General features: G+C 72.4%; 9 protein-coding genes. 5 read left to right on the forward strand and 4 right to left on the reverse strand.

Annotation, left to right across the window (positions count from 1 at the left end; all coding sequences use genetic code 11):
- The first annotated feature begins 70 nt into the window (after window positions 1-70).
- Window positions 71-1198, forward strand: a complete 1128-nt coding sequence (locus AS97_RS27015; RefSeq protein WP_059148916.1) for a GuaB3 family IMP dehydrogenase-related protein — start codon at window positions 71-73, stop codon at window positions 1196-1198.
- A 100-nt stretch (window positions 1199-1298) separates the two neighbouring features.
- On the opposite strand, the gene AS97_RS27020 is transcribed toward AS97_RS27015, so the two are convergent.
- Window positions 1299-1973 (reverse strand): hypothetical protein, encoded by a 675-nt coding sequence (locus tag AS97_RS27020; RefSeq protein WP_059148915.1) that lies wholly within the window; start codon window positions 1971-1973, stop codon window positions 1299-1301.
- Between the two features lie 210 nt (window positions 1974-2183).
- Window positions 2184-2627, reverse strand: a complete 444-nt coding sequence (locus AS97_RS27025) for a hypothetical protein (protein ID WP_059148914.1) — start codon at window positions 2625-2627, stop codon at window positions 2184-2186.
- 89 nt (window positions 2628-2716) lie between these two features.
- Here AS97_RS27025 and AS97_RS27030 point away from each other — a divergent pair, with 89 nt between their 5' ends.
- Both AS97_RS27030 and AS97_RS27035 read left to right on the forward strand, forming a co-directional pair.
- The gene (locus tag AS97_RS27030) at window positions 2717-3874 is read left to right on the forward strand and encodes a rod shape-determining protein (RefSeq protein WP_059148913.1); all 1158 of its coding nucleotides are present in this window, start codon (window positions 2717-2719) and stop codon (window positions 3872-3874) included.
- Between the two features lie 228 nt (window positions 3875-4102).
- Entirely contained in the window at window positions 4103-6445 is a 2343-nt protein-coding gene (locus AS97_RS27035; protein ID WP_210565800.1) for a DUF6049 family protein, read from the forward strand.
- A 21-nt stretch (window positions 6446-6466) separates the two neighbouring features.
- On the opposite strand, the gene AS97_RS27040 is transcribed toward AS97_RS27035, so the two are convergent.
- A complete protein-coding gene (locus AS97_RS27040; RefSeq protein WP_059148911.1) occupies window positions 6467-7741 on the reverse strand; it encodes a nucleotide sugar dehydrogenase in 1275 nt (424 codons plus the stop codon).
- Between the two features lie 206 nt (window positions 7742-7947).
- Here AS97_RS27040 and AS97_RS27045 point away from each other — a divergent pair, with 206 nt between their 5' ends.
- Window positions 7948-9654 (forward strand): glycerol-3-phosphate dehydrogenase/oxidase, encoded by a 1707-nt coding sequence (locus AS97_RS27045; RefSeq protein WP_059148910.1) that lies wholly within the window; start codon window positions 7948-7950, stop codon window positions 9652-9654.
- A gap of 142 nt (window positions 9655-9796) precedes the next feature.
- Here the strand turns inward: AS97_RS27045 and AS97_RS27050 are convergent, their stop codons facing one another.
- Window positions 9797-10963, reverse strand: a complete 1167-nt coding sequence (locus AS97_RS27050) for a serine hydrolase domain-containing protein (protein ID WP_247204498.1) — start codon at window positions 10961-10963, stop codon at window positions 9797-9799.
- 200 nt (window positions 10964-11163) lie between these two features.
- On the opposite strand from AS97_RS27050, the gene AS97_RS27055 reads away from it, so the two are divergent.
- Window positions 11164-13167: a serine/threonine-protein kinase gene (locus AS97_RS27055; RefSeq protein WP_210565802.1), complete on the forward strand. Its 2004-nt coding sequence runs from the start codon at window positions 11164-11166 to the stop codon at window positions 13165-13167.
- Window positions 13168-13219: the final 52 nt, after the last annotated feature.

The raw sequence follows: 13219 nt of genomic DNA on the forward strand, positions 1-13219 counted from the left end.
CCGGGCGGCCCTGCGCAGGTCCGGGCAGGGATACTGGGACGGCTGTTCGTGAACAGGGAAAGGCACCCACGTGACTGAGATCGAGATCGGGCGCGGCAAGCGCGGCCGCAGGGCGTACGCGTTCGACGACATCGCCGTAGTGCCGAGTCGTCGCACCCGGGACCCCAAGGAGGTCTCGATCGCCTGGCAGATCGATGCCTACCGCTTCGAGCTGCCGTTCCTGGCCGCGCCGATGGACTCGGTGGTCTCGCCCCGCACCGCGATCCGCATCGGTGAGCTCGGCGGCCTCGGGGTGCTGAACCTGGAAGGGCTCTGGACCCGTTACGAGGACCCGGAGCCGCTGCTGGCGGAGATCGCCGAGCTGGACGAGGGCACCGCGACCACCCGGATGCAGGAGATCTACGCCGAGCCGATCAAGGAGGAGCTGATCGGCCAGCGCCTGAAGGAGGTGCGGGACGCGGGCGTGGTCACCGCCGCCGCCCTGTCCCCGCAGCGCACGGCGCAGTTCTCCAAGGCCGTGGTGGACGCGGGCGTCGACATCTTCGTGATCCGTGGGACCACGGTCTCCGCCGAGCATGTCTCCGGCGCCGCCGAGCCGCTCAACCTCAAGCAGTTCATCTATGAGCTGGACGTCCCGGTGATCGTGGGCGGCTGCGCCACCTACACGGCCGCGCTGCATCTGATGCGCACCGGCGCCGCCGGTGTGCTGGTGGGCTTCGGCGGCGGTGCCGCGCACACCACCCGCAATGTGCTGGGCATCCAGGTGCCGATGGCGACGGCGGTCGCCGATGTCGCCGCCGCCCGCCGGGACTACATGGACGAGTCCGGTGGCCGCTATGTGCATGTGATCGCCGATGGCGGCGTCGGCTGGAGCGGGGACCTGCCCAAGGCTGTCGCCTGCGGCGCGGACGCGGTGATGATGGGCTCCCCGCTGGCGCGGGCCACGGACGCACCGGGCCGCGGCCACCACTGGGGCATGGAGGCCGTGCACGACGAGGTGCCGCGCGGCAAGCGGATGAACCTGGGCACGGTGGGCTCCACCGAGGAGATCCTCCTCGGCCCCTCCTCCATCCCCGACGGCTCGATGAACTTCTTCGGTGCGCTGCGCCGGGCCATGGCCACGACCGGCTACTCGGAGCTCAAGGAGTTCCAGCGGGTCGAGGTCACGGTCGCCCCGTCGGCCCGCGACAAGAGCTGAGTCTGCTGCTGAGCGTTCCGCGAGCGAAGGCCCCGACCGCAGCGCGGTCGGGGCCTTCCCTCGTCTTGCCTGTGTCGCTGTGTGCGCGTCGCGCGTGGGGTCAGCGGTTGCTGATCCGGTACGCGGTGCTGACCGCGGCGACCGGCGCGAGCGCCATGAAGATGTAGGTCAGCGCGTCCGAGTCTTCCTTCCACGACTTCCACAGGTCGCTGAAGTGGTCGAAGAAGATCTCGTTCGAGGAGAGCACCTGGCTGCTGGCGCCGCCACCGATCTTGTCGGCGTAGTTGCTCATCACATCGTGCAGGATCATCGCGTAGCCGTAGAGCTCACCGAGGAACACCGCGGCCAGGGCCAGCACCGCGCCGACCACCCACAACCCCGTGTTGCGGCCGCCCAGCTTGGCGACCGCCAGACCGATGAGCGCACCGACGACCACACCGGCGTAGGCGAACTGGGTGACCTCCGGCGGGGTCTTGTCCGTGTCCGCCATCGCGCTCAGCAGGAACGCGTAGAGGAACGCGCCGACGAGAGTGGCCACGATGGCGGCACCCACCGCCAGCATCGGGTTGCCCGGGCGGCCGACCGGCGGCGCGGGCGGCGGGAAACCGCCGCCGTACTGCGGCTGGGGCTGCTGGGGCGCCTGCGGGTAGCCGTAGCCCGGCTGCGGGGTGCCGTAGCCACCGGCCTGCTGGGGCGGGGCGGGCTGCTGCGGGTAACCGCCGGGCTGCTGTGGGTAGCCACCCGGCTGCTGTGGCTGCTGCCAGTTCTCGCTCATGGAATTCCCCCGGGGATGAAGGTGTTGAGACCGCGTTCCGTGGACAGCTGAGTTGATGAGCGGCTGTGGGCCGGGAACGCGGATGGAAACTATCGAGCCATAAAAGTAACAGGCAGGCATGACAATCAGACAAGTTGTGTCTGGTGTCCGTGACATGGCTGGGACCGGACGGAGACACACTGGCCCGGCATATGCGGATTTCGTCGGCCGCTACTCGGTGATCCGCTTCGCGACGAGGTAACTCTCGGCGCCGGCCACGGCGTAGAAGGTGATGTCGTTGCGTCCCAGGATGTCATCGCGCCAGTGGTCCATGACCAGGCCGAAGTGCCCGATCAGGGCGTCCGCGGTGGGCCAGGAGCTCTCGTCCCCCATCAGCACCGCGACGCCGAGCAGTTGCGCCAGCGAGACGCCGACCACCGCGAGCGGTATGCCGATGAGCGCCAGCAGCGGTGCGCGGCCGCCCAGCTTGCCCAGCGCGGCGCCGGTCAACAGCCCGATGCCCAGCGCCCAGTAGCCGACCTCCTGGCCGCGGTGGCCGATTTTCCCCTGGATGAAGCCGAAGACCAGCGCCCCGAGCAGCGCCGCCGCGATGCCCGCCGCGAGGCCACGGGCCGGCCGTGGGGCCTGAGCCGCGGAGGGTCCGGACGCGATCATGACCGCAAGGTAGCAGTGGCATGGCCGTACGGTGGTGCGAATGACATCAGTGCCGGGACAGAATCCGGCATAAGCAATAATGTCAACTTATGGCGCAGAACAAGTCGTTCAATGGGCGTGACATGGGTATCGACCTCGGCACCGCCAACACACTGGTGTACGTACGGGGCAGGGGCATCGTGCTCAATGAGCCGTCGGTTGTGGCAGTGAACACAGCCGACGGCAGTGTGCTGTCGGTGGGTTCGGCGGCCAAGGAGACCATGGGGCGGACGCCGACGAACATCGTCGCCGTGCGACCGCTGCGCGATGGCGTGATCGCCGATTTCGAGATCGCCGAGCGCATGCTGCGGTACTTCATCAAGAAGGTGATGGGCAGCCGCCGGCTCGCCCGTCCCCGTGTCGTCGTCTGCGTGCCCTCCGGGATCACGGGTGTTGAGCGCCGCGCGGTGATGGAGGCCGCCACCCGGGCCGGGGCGCGTCAGGTGCATCTGGTCGAGGAGCCCATCGCGGCGGCGATCGGGGCGGGGCTGCCGGTGAGCGAGCCGACCGGCTGCATGGTCGTCGACATCGGCGGCGGTACGACGGAGGTCGCCGTGGTCTCGCTGGGCGGCATCGTCACCGCGCGGTCGGTGCGTACCGCGGGCGACTCCATGGACGTGGCGATCACCTCCTATGTGAAGAAGCAGTACGCGCTGGCGATCGGTGAGCGGACCGCCGAGGAGATCAAGGTCTCCATCGGGTCCGCCTCGCCCGCCGGGTCGCTGTCCGTGCCCCGGGTGTCGGAGGCCGTCCGGCGGCCCGAGCGGAATGTCGAGGTCTTCATCCCGGGCCAGAGCGAGGACCCCGAGGACACCCAGGCGCTGCTGCCGCCGGACCGCTGCACCATCCGCGGCCGCGACCAGGCGACCGGGCTGCCCAAGGTGCTCGAACTGACCGCGGACGAGGTGCGGCACGCCCTCTCCGAGCCGGTGGACAGCATCGTCGCGGCGGTGCGCTCCACGCTCGACGAGACCCCGCCCGAGCTGGCGGGCGACATCATGGACCGCGGCATCGTGCTGACCGGCGGCGGTGCCCTGCTGCGCGGTCTGGACGTACGGCTGGGGCGCGAGCTGAACATCCCGGTGCTGGTGGCCGACGACCCGCTGGACTGTGTCGCCATCGGCACGGGCCGCTGTGTGGAGGACTTCGCCTCACTGCGCACCGCGATGGACGCACGCCCTCGCCGGCCGGACACGGTGCGGGTGTGACGCTTCGGGGCCGCGGCGTGTGGGGGTGATGCCTCCGGGCCACCGCGTACCGATGTGACGCCTCGGGGCGGACCCCGCAGGGGTCCTCAGAGCTGAGGTCTCCCATGGACCCTCCCCGGGCGGGGGTCTTGCGGGTGCGGCATCGTCCCCGGCGTGGTGGGCTGGTGACACCGCGTCGGTCCCGTGCGGCGCGGGCGGACGGCAGACGCGGGCGTCGAGGTGGTGGTCGTGGGGAGCGGCAGGACGTACGGGTGGGCGGTCGTCGCGACCGTCACCACGATCCTGGCCGCGATCACTTCCGTACCGGCGACGCCCACCGGGCCCGCCGAGGCCGTGGGCCCGGCGCCCGGCCGCGGGACGTACGGCGCCAGCGCGGCTCAGGGCTCGTCGCGGGCGTACGGCGTCACCGCGGCTCAGGGCTCGTCGCGGGCGTACGGCGTCACCGCGGCTCAGGGCTCGTCGCGGACGCACGGCGCCAGCACAGCTCAGAGCCCGTCGCGGGCGTACGGCGCCAGCACGCCACACAGTCCGTCGCGTTCGTACCCCGTGTCCGTCGAACTGGCCTCCCTGACCCCCGCGGTGATCCGCCAGGGCGGTGAGCTGAGGATCAGCGGGCGGGTCACCAATACCTCCGGGCGGCGTCTCGGTCCCGCGCATATCGGGGTGCGGATCGGTGCGGCCGGCGCGATCGACACCCGCGGCGGGCTCTCCACCGTGGCCCGCCGCACGCCCCTGACCCGGGCCGACGGCCCCGAGGTGGCCGGCCGCGCGGCCCGCCTCGCCGCGCTGCCGACCGGCGCCGAGCGCGGCTTCCGGCTGACTGTGCCCGTCCCCGATCTGGAGCTGGACGACGCCGGGGCGTACGCGCTCACCGTGAACGTCGTCCGCGAGGGCGGCGCCGGTGCCGGGACCGTGCTCGGGCTGACCCGCACCCATCTGTCCGCGTACCCCGACGCCACGCGGCTGGAGCCGCTGCGCACCACCGTGCTGTGGCCGGTCCTGGACGCCCCGCGCATGGAGGCGCTGACCCTGCGCACCCAGGACAGCGTGCTGCCGGTCTTCCGCGACGACGAGCTGACCGCCGCCTTCGGGCCGGGCGGCCGGTTGCGGCGGCTGGTCGAGATGGGCAAGGGGAAGCCGGTCACCTGGGTCCTCGATCCGGATCTGATCGTCCAGGCGCGGGCCATGGCCGCCGGCTACCGGGTGGCCCGTACGCCCGGCGACAGCGATCCGCAGGAGGCCACCGAGGGGGAGGGCGGCGAGACGGCGGCGGACTGGCTGGCCGCGCTCCGTGCGGCGGTCCGGGGCCGGGAGGTGATCGCGCTGCCGTTCGCGGACCCGGATCTGGCCTCGCTCGCCCGCGGCGGCGGCGCCCCGCTCACCGGGCTGCTGCGCGGGGCCTCCCGCACCGGCCGGAGCGTGGTGGACCGGGCGCTGGGCGTCCACGCGCGCACCGGGGTGGGCTGGCCCGCGGGCGGTGAGCTGGACGACGGGATCGCCCGGTACGCCAAGGAGCTCGGCCTGGACACGGTGCTCGCCTCCGGCGCCGGGGTGGCCTCCGAGGGCGAGCTGGTCTCCGAAGGGGCCACCGACGACGGCGCCGTCTCGCTCGAGGGCGGGACGACCGCGCTGCGCTACGACGCGGCGATCGCCGCCCAGCTCTTCGCGAGCCACCCGGCCGCGGGTGCCGCCGGTGAGCCCGCCCGGCTGCTGCTGCGGCAGCGGCTGCTGGCCGAGACGCTGACGGCCGCACGGGAGCTGCCGTACGCCCGGCGCGAGCTGGTGATGGTGCCCCCGCGCCGGATGTCGCTCGCGGTCGCCCGGGTGCTGCTCACGGTGGTGGCCGAGGGCCGGAAGGCGGGGTGGCTGGAGCCGGCCGGGTTCGCGGCCGCGCTGCGCAAGCCCACGGCGGGGCGGCTGCGGGGCTTCGACGGCTATCCGCTGGCCCGGCACGCCTCCGAGCTGCCGCCCGCCCGGCTCGCGGCGGTGGTCCGGGACCGGCGGCGGATGCGCGCCCTGGCCAAGGTCCTGTCGGACGCGCGGGCCACCGCCGCGTCCGTCCGGGCCGCGCTGGCCCGCTCCGTCGCGACCGCCTGGCGCGCCGACCAGTCGGGCGCCGCCTCGTACCAGCAAGGGGTGTCCCGCTATCTGACCGCCTCGATCGCGTCGGTGCGGCTGGTGCCGAAGTCCATGGTGGTGGTGGCGGGGGGCTCGGCGACCATTCCGGTCACCGTCGACAACGGGCTGCAGCAGGACCTCACCGGGGTGGAGCTGCGGGTTCTCTCCAGCCGCCCCGAGCGGCTGAACGCCCGGGACCGCGCGATGCCGGTCCGGGCGTCACGGGCGGTGAGCCGGACGGTACGGATCCGGGTGAAGGCGTACGCGAACGGCCCGGTGCGGCTGACCGCCCAGCTCTACACCACCGCCGACGGACTGCCCTGGGGTGCCCCGATGACGTTCACGGCGGATGTGCGGTCGGCGCCGTCGGGCGCGGTGATCTTCGTGCTGGGCGGCACGGCGCTGATCGTGCTGGCGGCCGCGTTCCGGCCGCGGCGTGCGCGGCGGCGTTGACGAAGCGAGGGTCGGGGCTGGTCAGAGCCGGTGCGCCGTCCCCGCAGGACCCGCGCCCCGGGTGTCCAGCAGCAGCTGGGCCTTCACCGCGAGTCCCTGCAGGTCGTAGGTGCGGTGGGGCTGCAGCAGGACGGTCAGGTCGGCGTCGGCCGCCGCCTCGTACACCGAGTCGGCGCGCTCCACCTGGCGCCCCAGCACCCGCCACCGCGCCACGTACGGGTCGTGGTAGCTGAGCCGCGCGCCCAGCTCGATCAGCCGGGAGGCGATCTCCCGGGCGGGCGAGCCCTCCGCGTCGGCTACGTCGGCCTTGTAGCCGACGCCCAGCAGCAGGACGTGCGCGCCGCGCGCCGACTTCCCGTACTCGTTGAGCAGGGCCGTGCAGCGGCGGGTGACATAGCCCGGCATCCGCCCGTTGACCTGCTGCGCCAGCTCCACCATGCGCAGCGGGAGGCCGAGGCCGCGCTGCTGGTCGGCCATATGGCCGTGGTCGACCGGCACGCCATGGCCGCCGACGCCGGGGCCCGGGCGGAAGGACTGGAAGCCGAACGGCTTGGTCTCGGCGCAGCGGACCACGTCCCATACATCGACGCCGAGGTCATGGCAGTACACCGCCATCTCGTTGACCAGGGCGATGTTGACGTGCCGGTAATTGGTCTCCAGGACCTTGACGGTCTCGGCCTCGCGGGTGCCGCGGGCCCGGACGACCTTCTCGGTGAAGCGGCCGTAGAAGGCGGCTGCCGCCTCGGTGCAGGCGGGGGTGAGGCCGCCGATGACCTTGGGGGTGTTGGCGGGGCCGTGGGCGCGGTTGCCCGGGTCGTGGCGGCAGGGGGAGTAGGCGAGGTGGAAATCGCGCCCGGCCCGCAGCCCGGATCCCTCCTCGAGAAGCGGACGGAGGAATTCCTCGGTGGTGCCGGGGTACACGGTCGATTCCAACAGAACGGTGGTGTGCGGACGCAGCCGTGCCGCGAGCGTACGGGCCGCCTCGCCGACCGCCGACAGATCCAGTCTGCGGTCGTCCCCGAGCGGGGTCGGGGCGCAGATCACGGCGGTGCGGACGCGGCCGAGCTCGGCGGGGTCGGCGGTGATCCGGAAGCCCTGGGAGGCCATCCGGCGCAGCTCGGCGGCGGACAGCCGGCCCTCGCCGCCCGAGCCGGAGGGCAGCCGTCCGGACCGGAGGTCGGCGGCGGCGCGCGGATCGGGGTCGTAGCCGACGGTACGGACGCCGGCGGCGGTGGCGGCCTGGGCGAGAGGAATACCGAGATGACCGAGTCCGATGACGGCGAGATCTGCGGGCATGACGTCGTGTCGTCCTTCCCGGGACGATGTCGGATGGCGCAAACCCCCCACAGGCAGACTAAGCGGAAATATGACTCGTATTCAGTATTGATGGGAGGTGTTGGCGCGGTGTCGTGGCGGTGGGCGCGGCAGCGGCATGGCACGGAGGAGCGAAAGCCAGGAAAATCGGCAGGGCGGCGTGACGTCGATCGCAACGGGAGGCAGCGGTGAAGACACCGGCACTGGGACCGGCCGAGCGCGGCGAGGCGCTGGCCCGGATGGCGGACCGTGAGCTCGATGTGCTGGTCGTGGGCGGCGGAGTGGTCGGCGCGGGCACCGCGCTGGACGCCGCCACGCGCGGCCTGGAGACCGCTCTGGTCGAGTCACGGGACTGGGCCTGCGGGACCTCCAGCCGGTCCAGCAAGCTGGTCCACGGCGGACTGCGCTATCTGGAGATGCTCGACTTCGCACTGGTGCGCGAGGCGCTGAAGGAGCGCGGACTACTGCTGGAGCGGATCGCACCGCACCTGGTCAAACCGGTGCCGTTCCTGTATCCGCTGCAGCACCGGGCCTGGGAGCGGCTCTACGCGGGATCGGGTGTCGCGCTCTACGACGCCATGTCGATCTCCTCCGGGCACGGCCGCGGACTGCCCGCCCACCGCCATCTGTCCCGTCGGCGGGCGCTGCAGGTCGCCCCCTGCCTCAAGAAGGACGCGCTGGTCGGGGCGCTGCAGTACTACGACGCCCAGATGGACGACGCGCGCTATGTGGCCACGCTCGTGCGCACGGCGGCGAAATACGGCGCGCAGGTGGCCAACCGCGCGCGGGTGGTCGGCTTCCTGCGGGAGGGCGAGCGCGTGGTCGGCGCCCGGGTGCACGATCTGGAGCAGGGCGGTGAGTTCGAGGTCCGCGCCCGGCAGGTGGTCAACGCCACCGGGGTGTGGACGGATGAGACGCAGGCGCTGATCGGGGAGCGCGGGCAGTTCCATGTCCGGGCCTCCAAGGGCATCCACCTGGTCGTTCCCAAGGACCGCATCCACTCCACGACCGGGTTGATCCTGCGCACCGAGAAGAGCGTGCTGTTCGTGATCCCCTGGGGCAGGCACTGGATCGTCGGCACCACGGACACCGACTGGGACCTGGACAAGGCCCATCCGGCCGCCTCCAGCGCCGATATCGACTATCTGCTGGAGCATGTCAACGAGGTCCTCGCGGTGCCGCTGACCCGCGACGACGTGGAGGGCGTCTACGCCGGGCTGCGCCCGCTGCTGGCCGGGGAGTCGGACGCCACCAGCAAGCTCTCGCGCGAGCACACGGTGGCCCATCCGGTGCCGGGCCTGGTGGTGGTGGCGGGCGGCAAATACACCACGTACCGGGTGATGGCCAAGGACGCCGTGGACGAGGCGGTGCACGGCCTCGACCGCCGGGTCGGACCCTGTGTCACCGAGGAGATCCCGCTGGTCGGCGCCGTCGGCTACAAGGCGCTGTGGAACGCCCGGGAGCGGATCGGCCGGCAGGCCGGGCTGCATGCGGCGCGGATCGAGCATCTGCTCAACCGCTACGGCTCGGCGACGCAGGAGGTGCTGGACCTGATCGCGGCCGACCCGTCGCTGGGGAAGCCGCTCGCCGGGGCCGAGGACTATCTGCGCGCCGAGATCGTCTACGGCGTCTCGCACGAGGGGGCCCGCCATCTGGACGACGTCCTCACCCGCCGCACCCGCATCTCGATCGAGACCTTCGACCGCGGTACGCGCTGCGCCCGCGAGGCGGCCGAGCTGATGGCGCCCGTGCTGGGCTGGGGCCAGGACCAGACCGACCGGGAGGTCGAGCACTACGAGAAGCGGGTGGAGGCCGAGCGCGAGTCCCAGCGTCAGCCGGACGATCTGACGGCGGACGCGGCGAGGCTGGGCGCGCCGGACATCATCCCGCTGTAGGAGGTGCGTGATCCCGCCGTGGGAGATCGGCGTCTTACCGGCGATGGGTGGCTTACCGGCGATGGGTGGCATACCGGGGATCGGCGTCTTACCGGGGATCGGTGGCTTACCGGGGATCGGTGGCTTACCGGGGATCGGTGGCTTACCGGGGAGGGCAGAACTCGGCCTCGAGCAGAGACGTTTCGGCGGCCAGCCCGGACGCGGCCGTGCTGTTGAGCCGGTAGGCGAGGGTGTGGCGGCCGTCGGGAGTGGCCACGGCCAGTGCGTAGGAGCCGTTGATCTCGCCGTTGTGGCCCCACAGCGTCACCCCGCACGACAGCCGCACCGGGAAAAGACCCATGCCGTACTGGCCGTCGGAGGCGGAGGTGTTCCGCATCTGCCGCAGCTCGGCCCGGGGCACGACCGTGCCGCGCAGCAGTCCGGAGAGGAGATGGCTCAGATCGTCGAGCGTGGAGACCAGCTCGCCCGCGGCCCCCGCGTAGGAGGGGTTGAGGTCGGTGACATCACGTCGGGCGCCGTCGCCCCGGGCCCCGCTGTCCCGGGTCCCGCTCTCGCGCGTGTACGCGCGGCCGTGCGGGGCCGGGAGGGTGGTGCGGGTGCCGGGGAAGGAGGTGCCGTGCAGGCGCAGGGGGCCGAGCACCTCGCGCCGGGCCTGGTCCGCGTAGGAGCGGCCGGTGATCTGCTGTACGACCATGCCCAGCAGGACGTAGTTGGTGTTGGAATAGCGCCATTTCGTGCCGGGCGCGAAGTACGGGCGGTGGGTGAGGGCGGTCCGCACCAGGGACGTGGGGGTGCGGGTGCCGTCGGCCGCGGCGGAGAGCTGACGCGCCAATGCCGGGTCCTCGGTGTAGTCGAACAGCCCGCTGGTGTGGTTCAGAAGCTGACGCATCGTGATGTTCCGGCCGTCGTTGCCGTGGCCGCGCACCAGTCCCGGAAGGTGCTCCTCCAGCGTGTCGTCCAGGCCGAGCCGCCCCTGCGCGGCCAGCCGCAGGGTCACCGCCGCGATGACGGTCTTGGTGAGGCTGCCCGCTCGGAAGTGGTCACTCCGGTGGATCCGGCGCCCGGTGCGGACGTCCGCGACCCCCGACGCGACGAACCGTGTGCCCCCGCCCGCCCGGCGGATGAGCACCGCCGCCCCCGGCGCGTCGCCCTGCGCCGCCAGCCGGCGTACGGCGCCGCGCACGGCGCCGCCCTGACCACCGCCCCCACTCGCCCGCGAGTCCGCGTCCCGGCCCGCTTGAGTGGCCGCCGTTCCGCAGCCGGACAGGGCGAGTCCGAGGGCGGCCGTGAGTGCCACGGCGGTCGGCATACGGCTCCGCCTGTGCCATCGTATGGCGGAGATGGGCATGACACGGACCTCCGTTTCCTGCGTACCTCCAGATGGTCGCAGGTACCGCGGCGGCCGCCACGCCGCGCCCCGGACCCCCGGCGGTTCCGGGTCCGCGGATGAGAGACAATGGACGCTCTCCCAGGGTGGGTTCAGGGTGGGTAGATTCGCAGAGGGGTCGCATGTCGGAGGCTGAGAAGACGCAGGGTTCGACTGGGCGCCTCCTCGCCGGGCGGTACCGGCTCGGGGAGATCCTCGGTCAGGGCGGCATGGGCACGGTCTGGCGTGCGAGTGACCAGACCCTCGGCCGTACGGTCGCGGTCAAGGAGCTGCGCTTCCCGTCCAGCGTGGAGGAGGACGAGAAGAGACGGCTCATCACCCGCACGCTGCGCGAGGCGAAGGCTATCGCCCGGATCCGCAGCAACGGTGCCGTCACCGTCTATGACGTGGTCGACGAGGACGACCGCCCGTGGATCGTCATGGAGCTCATCGAGGGGCGTTCGCTCGCCGATGTCGTCCGCGACGACGGCCCGCTGACCCCGCGGCGCGCCGCCGAGGTCGGGCTCGCCGTCCTCGATGTGCTGCGCGCCGCCCACCAGGCGGGCATCCTGCACCGCGATGTGAAGCCCTCCAACGTGCTGATCTCCGACGACGGCCGGGTCGTTCTCACCGACTTCGGCATCGCCCAGGTCGAGGGCGACCCGTCGGTGACCTCGACCGGCATGCTCGTCGGCGCGCCCTCCTACATCTCCCCGGAGCGGGCCCGCGGCCAGAAGCCGGGCCCGCCGGCCGACCTGTGGTCGCTGGGCGGGCTGCTGTACGCGGCGGTGGAGGGTGTGCCGCCGTACGACAAGAGCACGGCCATAGCGACATTGACCGCCGTGATGACCGAGCCGGTGGAGCCGCCGAAGAACGCGGGCCCGCTGGAGGAGGTCATCTACGGTCTGCTCACCAAGGACCCGGCCCAGCGGCTCGACGACGCCGGGGCGCGGGCGCTGCTGGAACACGCGGTGAGCGCCCCCGAGGAGACCAAGGTCCCCGCCGACGCGACCCGCACGATGAGCCTGCCGCCCGCCCCGACGGAGCACGAGGCCGCCGCCGAGGCCAAGGAGTCGGCCGTCTCGGAGCGCAGGCGCGGTGCGCTGAAGTCCGTGCGCAACGCGGCGGCCGCGGCGGCCACGAAGAAGGCGGACAGCGGGAGCGCGGCGAAGCCGGCGGAGAAGTCCGGCGCTTCCGGGGCCGCGAAGGCCGGAGCGGCGAAGTCCGGCGCGGCGAAGTCCGGCGCGGCGGCGAAGGCCGAGTCGGCCGCCGCGACCCCCGAGGGCGTGCCCGCCCCGCGGCCCGCCGCACCGCCGCGCGCCTCGATCACCGATGTGGTCCCCAGGCGCACGCTGATCATCATCGCGGTGGTCGTGGTGCTCGCCATCGTGGGCACCGTGCTCGCCGTGGTCCTGAGCGACGGCGGGGACGGTGGCGACAAGGCCAAGGGCGCCTCGGGCGGTGACAAGTCCACCTCTGCGGGGGCCTCGGGCGGCGCCAAGGACGGCCAGGGCGCCGACAAGGCCGGCCAGTCGGAGGGCGAGTCGCCGAAGGCGGGGGACTCCGGCGGAAAGTCGGGGTCGCGGCCCGGCACGGACGCCTCCGAGGGCTCGGACGACAACTCGGGCAAGGGCGGCGGCGGAAGCGGCGACGACAGCGGTAAGGGCAAGGGCAGCGGCGGTAAGGGCGGTCTGCCCGACGGCTACCAGACCGTGAAGTCCTCCGACTTCCCGTTCAGCATGGCCATGCCGGAGGGCTGGTCGGTCCACTCCGGGAGCTATGCCGGAAGCCGTAAGTACTACGGCGGGTCGCGCATTCCGCGTATTCAGATCGACTTCACCGACGCGCCGAGGTCGGACGCGGAGGCGGACTGGCGCAAGGGCGAGGACAACGCCCGGCGCACCATGGCCGGCTACAAGGGCCTCGGCATCAAGTCGATCGACTGGCGCGGCTATCCGACCGTCGCGGACTGGCAGTTCGAGCGCGATCAGGACGGCAAGCGGGTCCGGGTGCTCAACCGCGGCTTCAAGGCGGACGGCAGCCATGGCTTCGCCATACTGATCACCTGCGAGGCGAGCAAGTGGAACGACAAGGAGTGCGCCACCCTCCGGCAGACCGCCTTCGACACCTTCAAGATTACGGACTGAACACTCCTGTCGGCGAAGCGTCGTTCGGGCACGTATCGTGAGAGGCCCTAGA

Origin of the sequence: Streptomyces sp. AgN23, assembly GCF_001598115.1 — a bacterium.
Classification (GTDB): Bacteria; Actinomycetota; Actinomycetes; order Streptomycetales; family Streptomycetaceae; genus Streptomyces; species Streptomyces antimycoticus.